The following is a 14,846-nucleotide window of genomic DNA, read 5'->3' on the forward strand; positions in this document are numbered from 1 at the left end:
TGGTAGATCACCTGGACGCCGACACTGGCCCTGATCGTGGTGTGTTTGCACTGCACCACGACCCGGGTGCCGGTAGCGGCGTGTTCGCCGATGACGTCGGCCGCCTGGTCGTCTTCTCTGAACTAGCGTTTTTCCAGTTCAGAATTTGTGCGGGTTCTGGCGGGCTGCCTGCTGACCCTGCGTTTGATCATGGTGACCTGGTGGTCACGATACGGCCGACGATCTCGGGGAAGGCTGGAAGACCGAGGTTGATGGTGGTGCTGCGGCGGCTCCGTCGGTCGAGGTCCGCGAGCTTGTCATGTGCGGCGGCGCGGGTCGCATGAAGGTGTTCGACTTCGCCGAGCCAGCCGTGCTCCTCTGCTTCGGCGATGCGGTCGGTGAGGTTGTCTCGGATCCGTTCAAGGCGGGGACGTTCGTCGGGGTCAACTCGGAAGCGGGCAACGGACGCAAGCGTGCTCGTGTTGGCAACTGGTGCCGTAGGCGCGTCCGCAGTCGCCCAGGGCCAGTTTGCGTCGTTCGAAGTGGCCGAGGAACTCGTTCCACTCCTCGTCGGTGGGGGTGCGGTATTCCCTCGCTGGGCCGCAAGGCCCGACGGCGGGCGATGAAGGCGCGGTGACCGTTGATGGCCTCCTCGGGATAGATCGCCTTGTAGCCCATCGTCGTGTTTATGTCTTTGTGTCCGAGTAGCAGTTGAGCGATGTGCGGAGGCATCCCGTTCTGGATGGCTTCGGTCGTGAAGAACCTTCGGAAATCGTGGGGCGTGTGACGCAGCGACTGCCCTGAGGCATCGGTCAGACCCGAGGCCAGCAAGATCTCGTTGATCGCTTTGCGGATCGTGTTCACCGAGACGGCCCGACGCTGCCCGCCGCTGGTCCACTGGAAGAGCAGCGGAGCGGGGGCGCTCCAGATCTTCTCGAGACCGTCGTAGAAGGGGACCAGAGGGACTGCTCCGTCGGCGCCCCGGATGCGGTTGACGACCGCGCTGAGGACATCGGCGAGTTCGGGGCTGATGACCAGAAGTCGTTCTTCGTCGGTCTTGGAGGGTGCGATGTGCAGGAGAGGATGAACTCGCCGGTGGTCGGCAGCGTGTATTGGGTGATGCTGTGGTGGCTGGCCTCGAGCATCTCCTCGATCCGGACCCCGGTGTGGCGGAGGAACTCGATCGCGGCCCAGCCCCAGAACGCACAATTCTCGTCAAGGGTGAGGTTGCGGCGGACGCCAGCTTCGTCGAAAGCGCAGGTCGCGCCGTCGCTGTCGGGGTGGCCTGGTCATCTCACCCATGGGCTAGGCGCCGAGGAGCAGGTCGTGGCCTGCCCCGGGCGCATCGCGTAGCTCATCAGAAGGCTTCCCCGTTCATCACCGCGGCTCTGGCCGTAGCCGCTGCAGGGCCTCCAGCATCGGGAGGTCACACGGCAGGACGTTGTCGCGGTACTCCGTTATCGCCTCGTCCAGCACGTCGGGCATGTGGTGCGCTTCGGACGCCTTGTCCGCCGCGAGCCGAGGGAGCAGCTCGCCAGCGGAGAGGAAGTCGTCGGCGACCGCGGCGACGTGCGGATGGACGTAAACGCGGACCAAAGCGCCGCGGTACTCCAGTTCGTCGGCCCGGTACTTGGAGTTCGGCGGCGCCACCACGATGATCGTCGTCCCGAACAGGGCGGCGGCCGACATCTCCACGCCGATGCCGATCCCGCGCCTGTCCCGGGCGTCCACGATGGCCGCCGTGGCGACCACGACCTGGTACATGTCGCGGCCGAATTGGCCGAGCGTGTTGCCCGGATCCGTGATCGGATCGTCCGGGTTCAGGAACACCACCTCCGCGGGCGCCGCCCCCTTCGCGACCTCCAGCCGCTCGACGTCCGACCAGCAGAGCTTCTTCTCGTCCGAGGCCCTTTTGGCGATCGAGCCGGAGCAGTACACGGAGATGATCATGGATTGGTTTTCTGTGCAGGGTCGTTGTGGGGCATCGTGCCGGCGGCGCCGTGCGCGTGGTGGCGCCGCCGGGGAGGGAGAACGTCGACGCGACCGGCAGGGACGGTGTGGACAGCCGGGGCGGCCATCACGGAGGGTTGTCACGGTGCCTCGGGCGCACTCTCGGCTGTCCTGCGCGTCGCTGAGGGTTGACGCCGCCGCGGGCGCCTGACGCGGCGCCACCTTGGCGATGCGTCCCCGTGGCGGCGGGGATGGGGGTGGTCCATCCGGCTTCCAGCAGTGCGTATAGCTCGGCGCCGTCGCAGACCAGGTCTTGCACTTGGCGGCCGTGGTGCCGTAGCTGGTCGGAGATACCGTCCGGGGCGCCGGGGTGCCGACTGTAGGCCTGCAGCAGGCCCACGATCGCCACGGCGGCCAGCCGGGGCGTGGTGATGGTCACCTGGTCGTCGGGAGTGTGACCGCGGCCGAACATCCTCGCCAGCCGGGTCCCTTCTGTTTCCAGCAGTGTCCGCATCACCGAGGTGGTGTCGGGAAGGGCGCCCGCAGACCGCAGGCCGTTGCCGACGGCCGCGGCGATGAAGGCGGGGAGGGTGAAGGCGACCGAAGGTTTGCCCACCCACCGCCGCATGCTTTGGTCCAGCAGCGTGTGGGCGTGCGCCGCGGAGGAACCGGCGGCCGGTGTCATCGCCGCCCGCCCTGGGTGCGCGCTATGACCTGTGGGTCGCCGTCGAAGTAGAGGACTCGGGCGGCGGCGTTGGCGCGATGGGCGTTCTGGTGGGTGTTGTTGGTGGTGGGCAGGCCGGTGCCGATGTCGATGAATTGGTCCAGGTGGCGGTTGTGGGTCAAGCAGCGCACCGCGCGGGAAATGAAGTGCCGGGCCGCCGGCGCCACGTCGACCAGCTCGGGGACGGCCTGCTGGAGGTCATCGCCCGCCTGGTGGTCCACCTCGTGGCGGTCTTCTCCGTCGGGCGGGTAGTCCCGTATGCGGGCCGCGTGCGGAACGGTCTGGTCGACATTGCTGTCGGGCGTGCTCACGACAGATTCCTCCTGGGGTGTGTGGGGCGGCCCAGGGCGGGCGACCGGGCCGCCTCGGGCTGATTCGACATGGGTTGCTGGGCGTTGCCCCGGGTGCGGAGTGTCTTCCACTCTGATCAGGCACGCGCCAGGTTCTGGCGTTTGGGCTTTAGTTGTGGACTCTGCCTCCGATGGCGATGTCGGCGTGGACGGGTCGGTTGAAGGACAAAGGTTGGGCTTCTTGGACGACCTTGTATCCGGTCACCCAGCCGGGTGGAAGGTTGGTGTGGATCCGGGCGCTCCGGTATGCCAGCGGGTTCAGTGTGCGGTGCCCCACGGTCGGGCGGCTGTCGCGGTCCGCGCCGATGTCGACAGTCCGGCGGCGGCGAGTTCTTTGGCCGGTCGGTAATCCAGGTGGCGAGTGACCGTAGAGGTGTCGACGCCGGTCACGTCCGGGTGCTCGCCGAGCGCAGGCGCGCTGAAGTCGCAGGCGTAGATGACGGGAAGGTGCTGGTATTCAGCCATCATTTCGGCCTCGGCGAGCCGCATGGTCGGGCTGGACGGTGCGTGGCCGACCATGAAGTGCAGGCGGGGCGGGTGGCAGGGAACCTTCAACTGGATGTGGACATGAGCGTGGACCCAGGGCGGCCCGCCAAGGGCCCGTTGTTTGGTGACCGAGAGCTGGTCGTTTTGGCGGACGAACACCGCGATGTTGCAGCCGTAGAACGGTGAGTGGGCGAGAGTCCAGTAGTTCATGCCGAGTTCCTGCGCGACGTCTTCCACGCGCCTCTTTCGGTTCACACCCCATGTTGCCCCCTGCAGGCCGAGAAGGTCGACGTTGAGGGCTTTGATCAGGTCGATCTGCTTGATCAGCCTGGAGTCGCCGTCGCCGTCGCCGTCGTCGTGGCCGTTGAGTCCGCCGCCGAGGTTGTAGGTGGCCACGCGGATGGTGAGGGAATCGGGTTTCATCTCTGGGGTCCTTTGCGGTTCCGGAGGATGTTCGAAGGCCTGGGGGCTGGCCGCCGTGTAGCGCCGCCGGTGGTGCGGCGAACCGCCAGTCGTGCCGTCAGCACTGCTGCGGGCACGGCGAACAGGGAGTGGAGCGCGAGGTCGAGTTCATAGAGCGCGGTGGCGGGGCCGGAATTATCGGGATCTTGTCCCAGCTTGCGGAGCACGACGCCTTCGGCGAGGAAGTCGGCGTGCCCGGTCTGGGCCGCTAGCGCGATCAGAAACCTGCGGCGATCGACTACCGCGTGGCTGGTCCCGTTGACCACGGCGCCGGCCAGCAGGGCTACGACAGGGACTCGGTAGCCCAGCAAGCGCAGCACGACGGCCGCGGCCGCTACTTGCCCGACCGCGTAGGTCGTAGCGTGGCGGGCGGCGGCGCGGCGGCCGAGCTGGCTGACGGTCAGGTCTTTGGTGTTGGGGCCGCGCGGGACGATCCTCTGGCCGTGCTTCTCCTTGTCGATGGAGTCCTCACGGCGCTGCAGCCACAGGTCGCAAAAGGGATGCAGCAGCGCGAACACGACGGCGGTCACCGAGAACACCCCCATCCTCTCCGCCGTCGGTCCCGCTGCCGCCGTCGTCGGCTTACCAGAGGTCGACGTGCGACCTATAGCGTTCTTGATCAGTAGGGATGCCGTCGTGACAGCCGCCGTCCTCAGCCCCCGCGGATGCTGGCCGTGTGGGTTCCTGCGCCTCACTCCGTGGTCCCAGGCGAGTGGTTGGTCAGGGTCTGGATGAGCAGGGCGATGGGATGGTTGCGGGGGAGTTGTTGAGCCAGGGGGATGGCAGCGGCGCGGGCGCGGGCGGCGGTGTCCTGGTCGCCTGCGAGGGTGTGTGCGGCGGCGCTCAGGTAGAGCAGGCGGGCTCGGTCGGGATCCGACCAGCCCGAGAACCGCTGCTCGGCCTGGGCGAGGTGTCCCAGGGCGCTGGCGGGGTCCTCGGCGTCGAGCGCCACCTGCGCCCGGTCCAGGCCCAGTCGGGCGCACAGGTAGAGCTCGTCGTACGCCCCGAAGACGGTCTCGACGGCGCGGAAGTGTTCTTTGGCTTGGTCGCCTTCCCCTAGCTTGGCCAGAGCGATGGCGAGTTGGCGTTCCAGCAGCGCCTGGCCGCGCTGGTGGGGGATGGTGGCCGCTTGGTACAGGGCGAGCCCGCGCTGCAGAACCTCCAGGGCCTTCTGGGGCTGGTTCAAGCGGAGCAGGGTCGCGCCCTGGTGTTCGGCGGCGGCGGCTTGGGTCAGGGTGTCGCCAGCGTCCAAGACTCGGCGTTCGGTCTGGTTGTGGTGGTCGAGGGCACGCCTGAAGAATCCGCAGTGCCGGCCCAGCAGGCCGGAGAGACTGTGCCAAAGGGCCAGCGCAGTCGGGTCCTTGAGGTAGTGGGCGCTGTGATCTCCCACCCTGCAGACCTTCCGCCAGGCGCGGTAATTGTGCTGGCGGGTCAGGTAGCCCCACAGCGCATCGAGGTACTGCCAGGCCAGGTGGTGGAGGCCGGCGTCTGCGGCCTGGGCTTGAGCGGCGACCAGCGTCGGTGCCCGGGTGTGCAGGAGCGCGAGCGCTTGCTCCGCGGTGGCAGCGGCCGGGGGAGTCTCGGGATGCCAGGTGAAGACGGCGGCGACGCGGCGGCGGCCCGGCGCGATCAGCCGGTCCAGGCCCGCCGCCCAGAGCAGGTAGTGGCGCGCGATACGGGCGACGATCCTCGCTCGTTCGGCCTCCGGGACGTCCTCCAGGAGGGTGTGACCGTAGGTGCGCACGGGTTTCGGCATTCGCCACTGGTCGGGTTCAGGCTGTTCCAGCAGATGCGCGGCCTGAAGTCGATTGAGTGTGGTGCGGGTGATCTCCGGGGCGGCCTGTAGCGTGTCTGCCGCCGCGGCGGTGCTGAAGGCCGGGTCGGGCATCAGCGTCAGATCCTGGCAGGCGCGTTGGAGGGGCTCGGGTAGGGCTCTGAAGGCGGCCAGGTTCACGTTGCTCAAGATGAGGTCCTTGTTGGTGGTCGTCGTGGGTCTGGTGCGTGACCGAGGTCTGCGGCGATGTAAGGCGGCTGAGCGAGCCGGCGGCCGGTCCCGAGGCCGGTCGGTGCACTGGCCCACGCCTGAGTGCGCCCTTCCGATGAGGCTCGAACGGTCCGCAGACAGGTCACCCGCCTACCGGCATCACCCGGACAGCCGCGTCTCCGGTCAGAAGACCGATGACCAGATGGGGGGCGCCGGAAGTCGAGCGGACCTGCAAGTATTCGGCTTGTTCCCAGCCGCACGATTCATCGCTTTCACTCCTGACTCCAGCTGTTTCAGCACCGTCTTCATCGCCTCCCCGGCATGGGTGAGATGGCCTAGTGCGTTGTTCAGCGCGGCCGCAGGCGAGCCGAGTTCGGTCTGGTCCAGGGCCCGCGTCGTCTGAGCGGTCGTGACCCCCAGGAGGCAGTTGAGCCGGCCGGCGATAAACACCAGGGGCTCCAGCGTCCTTGCGATCTCTGCCGGCGTGCCGGTGGCGGGGTATGTGCCGCGTCCCACGAGGTCAGCCAGGTCGGCCAGGCAGTCCAGTGCCACGCTCAAGCTGGTCTGGTCGGCGGCGCACGGCCGAGCGTTCGGAGGAAGTTCCCGCGTCATGGCCGTTCCCTCCGGGCGAGCCGCTCGAGGATCTGTTGGTCGACCGGACCGATAGCCAGGGACGCAGAAGTGCGTGGAAGTCCAGCGTTGATATCCAGGGCCGCTTCGAGCTGGGTGGGCTGGCCTTCGATGAGGCGGGTGGCGCCGCTGGTCAGCAGCGCCCAGGAAGCCAGGACGGTCGCGGTCAGTCCGAAGAGTTGAGCAATGTCGTGGGGGAGCGGTGGCTCATCTGGGGGAACAACTCGCTGTTCCGTGGAGGCGTCGGCGGGTGTGCCGAGGCGGAGGGTCGTAGCGATCCGGGTGGAGGCAAGTGGCCCAAACTCTTGCAGCGCGGTCCGGGCTTGGTGGCGTTCCCACCCGTCCAGGACAACGTCGTTGCGGACCGCGACGCGGTTGTCGGCCCACCAGGCCAGCCATATCCCCTCCGGGATTCTGCCCCAGTGACAAGCGATCAGAGGCACCCCTGCCGGATTGTACCCGACCCCGTCGGCCCACCTCAGGACGCCGACCTCGGCGGGCGGTTCAGCGCGCGGAGTCAGCGCACGGTAGGCGTCCGGTGTGGTGTTCGCAGGAGTGTGGTCGACCATTCGACTTCCGAGGGTCACGGCTGCGGCGGTGACCTCCTCGTCGAACCCGTACAGGGTGGCGGCGGCGAACCGCGCGGCCTCGTCAACCGCCAGCGCCCGGGGCTGACAGTCGGCGGGGAGCCGCAAGATGCAGGGTGGGGCGTTGAGGCTGCCGCATAGGTTTTGTTCTCCTGCGAAGAGCGCTTCTCCGTATTTGACGAGGCAGCGGTGGGTCGCATGACGCAAACCGAACAGCGCCCTAACCCGCTTCGCTGGGTCGGGTACGGCGAATGGGTCCGCTGCAAGAAAGTCGGGTGAGCTCATTTCTCTGGTCCTCGCGGTCATCAAACGGGCTTTTCAACTTCGGTCGAACAATTACGGGGGCTCTTTTTGGTCATCCACCGCGGCGCGATGTCGGGAGTGAGGGCAAGGAGCACGACCGCGAACACGGGAGCGAGCAGTTGCACGGGGAATCCGACCGGCCCCATCAGGGCGAGCTTGAACAGCATGTGGCCGACGATGACCGGGCCGATGCGCCCGGTGGCCCGGTACATCCACCACCCCACGGCGGCGAAGACGGCGGAAGCGAGGCAGGGAAGGCCGAGGTATGCGTGCGGTATCACCCGCGAGGCGCACACGACCATCAAAATCTGCCAGGCGGGGCGGCGGGCGGCAGCCATCACAGCGGCGGGCAGCAGCAGGAGAGGAACCTCCTCCCGTAGCCCGGAAGCCAGTGCCTGGACCGCGAGCAGAACCGGGTCCTGAAGGCCCGTGACGTCGACCTGCTCGGCCCGGCTCCTCAAAGCCGGACCGAACCCGAGGATCCCGGTTTCCAGACGCGCCGCGACAATGTGGCCTCCGAGCACCACGGCACAGGCCACGCTCGTGTTCCGGTTCCAGCGTCGCGTGACCTCGCGAGCCAGTCGCCCCTGCCAGAGTGGAGTGCCGGCGTCCGCTGCGACCTGGTTGCACAGCCACGCGCCCGCCGCCGCCAGCAGCACCGTCGCGACGGTGTCGGCGAACTGCCCCAAGACCGGCATCAGCACGGCCCCACGATCGCGACCCCCGCCGCACGCCACTGCGCGCCGACACGTGCGCGGTGGTGCGCCCGCAAGAGCAGCCAGACCCCGGCAGCGGTGAGGCTGAGGGCCGGGACGTTCAATCTGAGCGGGATCCCGGGCCAGTCGACGCCGACTCCAGTCAGCTCGGCGACATCGTAGAGAGCCGTCACCATGGTGGGCCCGAACAGCACCGCTACGGCGGCCGCGCCGCGCAGTGAGGACTGCGTCATCCTTGGGTCTCAATCCTGGTCGAGGTGGAAAAGGCGTCGCGCCGCAGGCCACCGGGCAGCAGCGAGCCCACTGCGCGGTTTAGCCGGCGGTGGGGTGAGCTCGCCCGGCCGCAGCGCGGAGGTTTGGGCCGGTGGCCGGGGGGCGACGCACCGGCCCGGGGCTGAGGCCGAGCGAGGCCTGGGGAGGGGAGCAGCAGTGCCGGTGGGCGGTGGGGAGGTGTCAGTCGGATCTGACCAGCGTGGCGACAGGGCCGGATGGCCCGTCGTGGTCGGGTGAAGCGGGTCGACTGTGGGTGCGCGCGGCGAGTGCCGCTCGCAGCAGGCCGGGCGGTCGTTGAATTCGCAGCCGGGCGATCATGTGGAGGGACGGCCTGGTGAGATTGCTGTGGTGGATCTGACGCACGCGGCGCCAATGCTGTGGGGCCGCGGCCGGTCCGACCGCCCGGCTGGCGGCGGCGTCGGCTCGGAGTTCATCGACCCAGTACAGGGCCCCAGTGATCAGCAACAAGGCGGGCACGGCCAAGAGCAGGAATCGCGGCGGGACGGCCAGCCCCAGAGCGAGCCACCCGGCCACGAGTGGACCGTTGGGAAGTACGTGCAGGAGCCGTGATGTGAATCCTGTGCGGGAGGCCGCGTGTGACAAGAGAAACGAAAGCGACTTGGGCTGCTCCAAGACTTTGTCGCCGATCGCCAGCACCACCCGGCGCCGACCGGGCATCAGGGTGACCTCAGCCCGCAGCGGCCGACACGAGCAATAACCCGAGTCGAAGGTGCACTGCCTCGCGTGGCCGGGGTCGGGACGCACGACGTAGGGGTGCACCCCCTCCACGCGCGGCATGTGGCCGCGGACCGTGCGCTGGGCGTCCTTCAGCGCAATGCGGACATTGGGGTGCGCGGCCTCAACGAGGTCGCGCTCGTAGTCGTCTGCGGTCGCCCAGTCCACGTTCTTGATCGGGCCCCGGTGGTACGCGGCGAAGCTTTTCAGTAGTTCCCCGACGACGATCGCAAGCGCCGTGGCGAGGGGAAGCCTGGTCGCCAGCGGCGAGGACAGCAGATCCATTCCGGCGCGGGCACCGAGACCGAGTCCGGTGAGCAGCAGCGTCAGGACCACCCCTGGGGGTTTGCGTAGCCTGCTGCGTTTGGTCTCTGCGCGCATGGCGGCCTGGAAGTCACGTGAAGGGCCCGTTCGGAAGGGCGACCGGAGTGGGCGGATTCGCATCGTCGGCTCTTTCGAGGTCAAAGGGGTCCGGTGAGGCAGGGCGCGGCCTGGACGTGTTACGGCTTGCGTCCCACGCCGCAGTACTGGAGCACCGCGGCAGCCCGGTCCGGGGAGGGGATGGGGCGCCAGCGCGAGCAGGTCACGACCCCCGGTTCCAGGAGATCCAGGTCCTGGAAGAACTCGGCGATCTGCTGGGGGGTTCGGGCGGTGGCCGGCGGCCCGCCCATCTCCCCGACGAGGTCTATGGCCTTGCGCAGGGCGTCACCATGCAGCTCGGCGGTGGGGTGGGCGATCACCAGATGGCTGCCCGGCGCCAGTGCGGCCACCAGGCCCCGGACCGTCTCGCGCGCCTCCCTGTCATCGGTGATGTGGTCGAGCAGGCCCAGCATCAGCAGCCCAACAGGCCGGTTGAGGTCGAGGGTCTGAGCCGCCCCGGTCAGGATGCGGGAGGTGTCGCGCGCGTCGGCGTCCACGTGGGCGCACGTGTCCTCGGGCTCGGAGGTGAGCAGGGCGCGGGCGTGCGCCAGAACGAGCGGGTCGTTGTCGACGTACACGGTCCGCGCCTCGGGCGCGGCCTGCTGCGCCAGCTCGTGGGTGTTGTCGACGGTGGGCAGCCCGGTTCCGATGTCCACGAACTGCCGTATCCCTGCGTCACCGGCCAGGTACCGAATGGCGCGGGCCAGGAAGAAGCGGCTCTGGAGGGCCGCGTCGACAATGGGAACGAGTTTGGCCACTTGGTCCCCGGCCCATTGGTCGACACGGTAATGGTCTTTTCCGCCCAGCCAGTAGTTCCACATACGAGCAGAATTGGGGCGATCGATGTTCACCTGCGGTGCTGCGGATGCCTGGGTTTCTATGTAGCGGCGGAGCATGAGGGGCTTTCGTGGTCGAGGGTGGCTGGGCGCGGCTATGGCAGAGGCGGGGCATTTTCGGAGGGCTGGGCGACCCGCGCTGCTCGTGCGGTCAAGACCTCGTCCAGGAGGCCCAAATTTCAACTAAAGTGATCATTTCGTGAAGTTCTGTGGCCGTATCGGCGTCTATCGAAACGAAACGATCAAATCCCCGTAAGGGTCCGATCGTCGCCATTTCGCGCTGGGCCCACCAGCGGCCCTCATCCGACTGAAAGATCGTCCATCTCGGAAAATCCTTCTTGAACTGAGCCTTGATTTGTTGGGGCTCGCAGGGTGTGTTCACGGTGGGCTTCCCTGGTGGGTTTAGGGCGAGACGTGGCGGCGGGAGCCTCGTGCGGGAGTGCAGGCTCGCCGCCGCCACGGCGCTACTTCAACCTGGCGATCAGGTTCTTCAGGGCCCCTGGGTCGAGACGGAGCACGGCTCCCTGCGGGTCGGTGGAGTCGCGGATCGCGTGTCCGGCGTCACCGACCGCGGCGACCTCGACACAGACATGCTTGTCACTGGCGTCCGATCCGGACGAGTAACTGCTTTTCTGCCATTCCGCGTCGGGGAAGTTCGGGTGCGGAGGCTGGGCGGTTCTCATGGTTTCCTTTCTGATTTCTCGATCTGTGGAGGGAGCCGGGTGTCGGCGAGAGCAGCGTCCGCTCGCCGAGGATTTTCAGTGCCACTTGGGACAGCGGGCGGCGGCCATTGCTGCGCCAGCGGGGTGCGCATGGGTGTGGGTGGGGACCTGGCGTTTATGCGGCGGGCTCCTCGGTGGTGGCGGGTTCCTCGGGAGTAGTGGGCGGGTACAGGGCGGTCAGGGGCGCGAGCCGCACCGACCACGGGGGGCCGTGGTTGATGCCCAGGGCGCTTTCGGCGAGGCGGTGAATCTGGATGTCGCCGGTGCCGGCGGGTGCTTCGAGGTGGAACGAGTCCCGCAGCAGGCGTTGTATGGGGCGGTCGCGGCGGAGTCCGGCCGCCGCGTGGATCTTCATCGCAGCCCGAGCCGAGTCCCACACCGCTTCGACGCCGTACTCCTTGGCGCTCATCAGCTCGTCGTCGCAGGGCTGGCCGTGGTCGAGCATGTGGACGGCCTGGTAGGCCAGTGCCCGGGCGGTCATCAGCCGCTGTTTGATCTGCCCGATCCGCTCGCGAACCTTGGGAAGCTCGGCCAGCGGTGCGCCGCGGCGTTGGTGGAGCGGGTCGGTGGTGAAGGCGATGGTCTCCTCGAGGAGGGCCTGGTGGATGCCGAGCGCGACGGCGGTGAGATTGGGACGCCCGTACAGGACCGAGGAGCTGTAGGCGACGTCGAGGCCTTCGCCCAGACCGCCGATCATGTTGGTGGCCGGCACCCGGACGTTGTGCATGACCAGGTCGCCGAAGGAGAAGCCGTGCAGCCCCAGCGGCGCCTCGTACGGGAGGAGGGTCAGGCCTGGCCGGTCGGCCTCGACCAGGAACGCCGACAGGCTCTTGGAGCGGCGGGTGTCGCCGCCGCCGGTGCGGACGACGACGCCGTGCAGATGACCGATATGGGAGTTGCCGACGTAGACTTTGCGGCCGTTGAGCACCCATTCCTCGCCGTCGCGGCGGGCAGTGGCGCGCATGTCCAGCACGTTCCCGCCCGACTCCTGTTCGGTCACCGCGATCGTCGGCAGGCACTGGCCCGCCGCGATCGCCGGCAGCCACCGCTGCTTCTGCCTCTCGGTCCCGAAATGCAGGATCTTGGCGGCACCGAGCGCAGAGGCCTGGAACATGGCGCCCATAGCCCCCGACTTCCGCGCCAGTTCCTCGATCACGATGGTCTTGGCGAGGTGCCCGGCGCCCATCCCGCCCCACTTCTTGGGGATGGTCACCCCGAGCCACCCCTGCCGGGCGATCGACATGGAGGTTTCGACATCGACGGTTTGGGTGAACTCCATCTGCTCCACCTGCGGCGCGATCTCGCGCTCGGCGAAGCGGCGGACGGTCTTGCGCAGATCCTGGTGATCGTCGGTCTCGAACACAGACACCATCCCCTTCTCACTCGGTGGGGCTACTGCTGGGCGGTCGGCTCCCGGCAGACGTCTTTCGCTACGGCATCGACCGACCGTCCCGGCCGACCTGTGCGCAGGTCGGCCGGCAGCCGGTCGGGGGCTGGGGCGTCGGGTGCTGGTCACCCAGTCCGATAGCTGGCGCTGTGTCGGCCGCCGCCCGGGCTGGCGCGGCGGGCGAGCAGTTCCAACAGGTCGTCTCGGGCTTGCTTGATGAGCGTGAGCGAGGTCTGGCGGGTCTCTTTGGGCATGGGGTTGGTGCCGACGACGCAGACGCTGCCGACCACGGTGTGGTCGGGGCCGAGGGTGAGGGGGGCTCCGGCGTAGGTGTGTATGCCGAGCCGGTCGACGACCGGGTTGGATCGGAACTGCGGTTTGCGGAACACGTTGTCCAAGACCAACGCCTTGGTGCGGTCGAGCATCTCCGGGCAGAACCCGTGGTCGGGTGGCATGGTCCGGGGCGCCGGCCGGGCGCCCGGCGGATTGTGCAGACCGGCGAACGTCTGCTCCCGGGGCAGGAACAGGTTCACCATCGAGTACAACCCTTCACCGGGGCTGCCGAGCCTGGCGGCGAAGCGGAACGACACCTCGGTGGCCAACCGGTCGAGTTCGGGGAGCGGAGAGCCGTCGAGCCCGATCTCGGTCAGCAGTTTCTTGCGCTGCTCGGCGGTGTCGTGCCAGTTGTTGATGGGCAGGCCGGACTCGTCGTCATACCTCATGCGGGTGCTCCATGGGCGCGTGTTTCCTGGAGGATGGGGGCGCGGGGCCGCTGGCGTTCGCGGGCGAGAGCGTGGTTGACCAGGGTGAGCAGCACGGTGACGGCCGAGCGCTCATCGCGGGCGTCGCAGCACACAACCGGGACATGGGCGGGGACTTCGAGGGCGTCGCGGACCTCGCCGGGGGAGTAGCGGTAGGCGGCGCCGGCGAATTCGTTGACCGCCACGATGAACGGCATCTGGGCCCGCTCGAAGTAGCCGACCGCGGTGAACGCGTCGGCCAAGCGGCGGGTGTCGACCAGCACCACGGCGCCGACCGCGCCGACGATCAGGTCGTCCCAGGTGAACCAGAACCGGTCCTGGCCGGGCGTCCCGAACAGGTACAGCCGCTGCTGGCTGAAGGTGAGGCGGCCGAAGTCCAGAGCGACGGTGGTGGTGGTTTTGCCCTCCACACCTGCGAGGGAGTCGACGCCGTCGCTGGCCACGGTCAGGTGCTCCTCGGTGTTCAGCGGTTCGATCTCGCTGGCCGCGCTGATCAGGGTGGTTTTACCGACGCCGAACCCGCCGCTGACGATGATCTTCACCGCGGTCCGCGCCGAGTTGCCGTGCTCGACGGCCAGGAAGTCAGGCGACACCGGACAGCCTCGTTTCCAGGCCGGCCAGAAGCCCTTCCAGCAGTTGCAGATGGTCGCCGGTACCGGGTGCCGGACGCGCCATGACCAGCGCCTCGCAGTCGATGAGATCACTGAGGATGATCTTTGTGACGTGGACCGGCTGGCCGATCAGCGCGGCGATCTCGACGACCGAGCACGGCTGGAGACGGCAGGCCTCCACCGCCTGGGCGGCTTCGGGCGCCAGACTCTGCGCGCGGGCGACGCCGGTGGTGCCGACGGCCTCCAGCAGGGTGACCAGCCGCATCGGATACTTCGGTCGGGTCCGCCCCCGGGTGAGCGCGTAGGGGCGGATCTCCTCGACGTCGTAGGCCGCCCATGCCTCGTCCTGCTGCGGGTGATCTACTGGGTGTCCTGCCGGATCGCCTGCGGGTTGGCCTGTGCAGGCCTGGGGCGGCCGTCGCGGGTCCCGGCTGGATGCGCCCGCCATGTCACTGGCCGCCGCGCGTCGGGGTGGTCAGGTGGTCACAGACGCTCTTGACCAGCAGGCCCATCTGGAACCCGATGGTGTCGGGGTCGGCGTCCGGGGTGGCCAGGACGCCCAGCACACTGCCAACCAGGCGGGACTCGGCTGGTGGTCCGGTGCCCGCGCCCATGGCGTGGTCGGCGCCGGTCACGAACACCAGGACGGCAGCGTCCTCAACGATGACCTGCCGGAACCCGCCGGACGGCGACCCGCTGATGGAGGCGGCGGCCCGCGCCAGCGAATGCAGGCTGCCCATCCAGGCCGCCGCCTGGTCCGCCTGGTCGGTGCCCAGCCCCGACACCGCTATCTTGATGCCGTCCCGCGACACCAGCAAAGCGCCGGTGACTCCGGTCGTCGTCCGCACGAACCTGTCCAGCAGCCAGTCCAGCCTTTCATCGACCAAGACCGAAGCGGCCGGGAACGGCGTCGTGGGGTGGGTCATGTCT

Annotated in this window: 20 protein-coding genes; 1 reads left to right on the plus strand and 19 read right to left on the minus strand. The window is 68.4% G+C overall.

Annotated features, from left to right (window positions below):
• Positions 1–323: hypothetical protein (locus tag AB0C84_RS40090; protein ID WP_361076645.1), on the plus strand; the 323-nt coding region annotated here is incomplete at its 5' end.
• On the opposite strand, the gene AB0C84_RS40095 is transcribed toward AB0C84_RS40090, so the two are convergent.
• The 19 genes from AB0C84_RS40095 to AB0C84_RS40185 all read right to left on the minus strand — a co-directional run bounded on the left by AB0C84_RS40095 (position 205) and on the right by AB0C84_RS40185 (position 14,842).
• Positions 205–1,188 (minus strand): site-specific integrase, encoded by a 984-nt coding sequence (locus AB0C84_RS40095; protein ID WP_361076533.1) that lies wholly within the window; start codon positions 1,186–1,188, stop codon positions 205–207. The genes AB0C84_RS40090 and AB0C84_RS40095 overlap by 119 nt on opposite strands.
• A gap of 168 nt (positions 1,189–1,356) precedes the next feature.
• Positions 1,357–1,929 carry a hypothetical protein gene (locus tag AB0C84_RS40100; protein WP_361076536.1) on the minus strand — a complete coding sequence of 191 codons (573 nt, stop codon included), beginning with the start codon at positions 1,927–1,929 and terminating at the stop codon, positions 1,357–1,359.
• A 127-nt stretch (positions 1,930–2,056) separates the two neighbouring features.
• Positions 2,057–2,614, minus strand: coding sequence for a hypothetical protein (locus AB0C84_RS40105; RefSeq protein ID WP_361076539.1), 558 nt, complete (start codon positions 2,612–2,614; stop codon positions 2,057–2,059).
• Complete coding sequence (locus tag AB0C84_RS40110; protein ID WP_361076542.1) at positions 2,611–2,964, minus strand: SAM-dependent methyltransferase; 354 nt, start codon at positions 2,962–2,964, stop codon at positions 2,611–2,613. The genes AB0C84_RS40105 and AB0C84_RS40110 overlap by 4 nt, the downstream gene beginning before the upstream one ends.
• Positions 2,965–3,261: 297 nt before the next feature.
• On the minus strand, positions 3,262–3,912 hold the full coding sequence (locus AB0C84_RS40115; protein WP_361076545.1) for a hypothetical protein: 651 nt from the start codon (positions 3,910–3,912) through the stop codon (positions 3,262–3,264).
• A complete protein-coding gene (locus AB0C84_RS40120; protein WP_361076548.1) occupies positions 3,909–4,481 on the minus strand; it encodes a hypothetical protein in 573 nt (190 codons plus the stop codon). Before AB0C84_RS40120 ends, AB0C84_RS40115 begins: the two co-directional genes overlap by 4 nt.
• A gap of 161 nt (positions 4,482–4,642) precedes the next feature.
• Entirely contained in the window at positions 4,643–5,914 is a 1,272-nt protein-coding gene (locus AB0C84_RS40125; protein WP_361076550.1) for a tetratricopeptide repeat protein, read from the minus strand.
• Between the two features lie 204 nt (positions 5,915–6,118).
• Positions 6,119–6,547, minus strand: coding sequence for a hypothetical protein (locus AB0C84_RS40130; protein WP_361076553.1), 429 nt, complete (start codon positions 6,545–6,547; stop codon positions 6,119–6,121).
• Positions 6,544–7,437, minus strand: a complete 894-nt coding sequence (locus AB0C84_RS40135; protein ID WP_361076556.1) for a hypothetical protein — start codon at positions 7,435–7,437, stop codon at positions 6,544–6,546. Before AB0C84_RS40135 ends, AB0C84_RS40130 begins: the two co-directional genes overlap by 4 nt.
• A 20-nt stretch (positions 7,438–7,457) precedes the next feature.
• Positions 7,458–8,159: a hypothetical protein gene (locus tag AB0C84_RS40140; RefSeq protein WP_361076559.1), complete on the minus strand. Its 702-nt coding sequence runs from the start codon at positions 8,157–8,159 to the stop codon at positions 7,458–7,460.
• On the minus strand, positions 8,153–8,404 hold the full coding sequence (locus AB0C84_RS40145; RefSeq protein ID WP_361076562.1) for a hypothetical protein: 252 nt from the start codon (positions 8,402–8,404) through the stop codon (positions 8,153–8,155). Before AB0C84_RS40145 ends, AB0C84_RS40140 begins: the two co-directional genes overlap by 7 nt.
• Before the next feature lie 220 nt (positions 8,405–8,624).
• Positions 8,625–9,515 (minus strand): hypothetical protein, encoded by an 891-nt coding sequence (locus AB0C84_RS40150; RefSeq protein WP_361076565.1) that lies wholly within the window; start codon positions 9,513–9,515, stop codon positions 8,625–8,627.
• A 164-nt stretch (positions 9,516–9,679) separates the two neighbouring features.
• Positions 9,680–10,495 (minus strand): SAM-dependent methyltransferase, encoded by an 816-nt coding sequence (locus AB0C84_RS40155; protein WP_361076568.1) that lies wholly within the window; start codon positions 10,493–10,495, stop codon positions 9,680–9,682.
• Positions 10,496–10,899: 404 nt separating this feature from the next.
• Positions 10,900–11,118, minus strand: a complete 219-nt coding sequence (locus AB0C84_RS40160; protein WP_361076571.1) for a DUF397 domain-containing protein — start codon at positions 11,116–11,118, stop codon at positions 10,900–10,902.
• A gap of 154 nt (positions 11,119–11,272) precedes the next feature.
• Positions 11,273–12,529, minus strand: coding sequence for an acyl-CoA dehydrogenase family protein (locus AB0C84_RS40165; RefSeq protein ID WP_361076574.1), 1,257 nt, complete (start codon positions 12,527–12,529; stop codon positions 11,273–11,275).
• 140 nt (positions 12,530–12,669) lie between these two features.
• Complete coding sequence (locus tag AB0C84_RS40170) at positions 12,670–13,266, minus strand: GAF domain-containing protein (protein WP_361076576.1); 597 nt, start codon at positions 13,264–13,266, stop codon at positions 12,670–12,672.
• Positions 13,263–13,898: an ATP/GTP-binding protein gene (locus AB0C84_RS40175; protein WP_361076579.1), complete on the minus strand. Its 636-nt coding sequence runs from the start codon at positions 13,896–13,898 to the stop codon at positions 13,263–13,265. Before AB0C84_RS40175 ends, AB0C84_RS40170 begins: the two co-directional genes overlap by 4 nt.
• Positions 13,888–14,364 (minus strand): DUF742 domain-containing protein, encoded by a 477-nt coding sequence (locus AB0C84_RS40180; protein WP_361076582.1) that lies wholly within the window; start codon positions 14,362–14,364, stop codon positions 13,888–13,890. Before AB0C84_RS40180 ends, AB0C84_RS40175 begins: the two co-directional genes overlap by 11 nt.
• 1 nt (position 14,365) lies before the next feature.
• Positions 14,366–14,842, minus strand: coding sequence for a roadblock/LC7 domain-containing protein (locus tag AB0C84_RS40185; protein ID WP_361076585.1), 477 nt, complete (start codon positions 14,840–14,842; stop codon positions 14,366–14,368).
• Positions 14,843–14,846: the final 4 nt, after the last annotated feature.

The sequence above is a fragment of the Actinomadura sp. NPDC048955 genome (assembly GCF_040649435.1).
Taxonomy (GTDB): Bacteria; Actinomycetota; Actinomycetes; order Streptosporangiales; family Streptosporangiaceae; genus Spirillospora; species Spirillospora luteofluorescens.

Excerpts from the sequence above, each read along its gene's own strand:
- AB0C84_RS40105 (WP_361076539.1), bottom strand. The coding sequence starts at position 2,614 with ATGACACCGGCCGCCGGTTCCTCCGCGGCGCACGCCCACACGCTGCTG.
- AB0C84_RS40115 (WP_361076545.1), bottom strand. The coding sequence starts at position 3,912 with ATGAAACCCGATTCCCTCACCATCCGCGTGGCCACCTACAACCTCGGC.
- AB0C84_RS40165 (WP_361076574.1), bottom strand. The coding sequence starts at position 12,529 with ATGGTGTCTGTGTTCGAGACCGACGATCACCAGGATCTGCGCAAGACC.
- AB0C84_RS40155 (WP_361076568.1), bottom strand. The coding sequence starts at position 10,495 with ATGCTCCGCCGCTACATAGAAACCCAGGCATCCGCAGCACCGCAGGTG.
- AB0C84_RS40135 (WP_361076556.1), bottom strand. The coding sequence starts at position 7,437 with ATGAGCTCACCCGACTTTCTTGCAGCGGACCCATTCGCCGTACCCGAC.
- AB0C84_RS40185 (WP_361076585.1), bottom strand. The coding sequence starts at position 14,842 with ATGACCCACCCCACGACGCCGTTCCCGGCCGCTTCGGTCTTGGTCGAT.
- AB0C84_RS40160 (WP_361076571.1), bottom strand. The coding sequence starts at position 11,118 with ATGAGAACCGCCCAGCCTCCGCACCCGAACTTCCCCGACGCGGAATGG.
- AB0C84_RS40180 (WP_361076582.1), bottom strand. The coding sequence starts at position 14,364 with ATGGCGGGCGCATCCAGCCGGGACCCGCGACGGCCGCCCCAGGCCTGC.
- AB0C84_RS40170 (WP_361076576.1), bottom strand. The coding sequence starts at position 13,266 with ATGAGGTATGACGACGAGTCCGGCCTGCCCATCAACAACTGGCACGAC.
- AB0C84_RS40145 (WP_361076562.1), bottom strand. The coding sequence starts at position 8,404 with ATGACGCAGTCCTCACTGCGCGGCGCGGCCGCCGTAGCGGTGCTGTTC.
- AB0C84_RS40100 (WP_361076536.1), bottom strand. The coding sequence starts at position 1,929 with ATGATCATCTCCGTGTACTGCTCCGGCTCGATCGCCAAAAGGGCCTCG.
- AB0C84_RS40130 (WP_361076553.1), bottom strand. The coding sequence starts at position 6,547 with ATGACGCGGGAACTTCCTCCGAACGCTCGGCCGTGCGCCGCCGACCAG.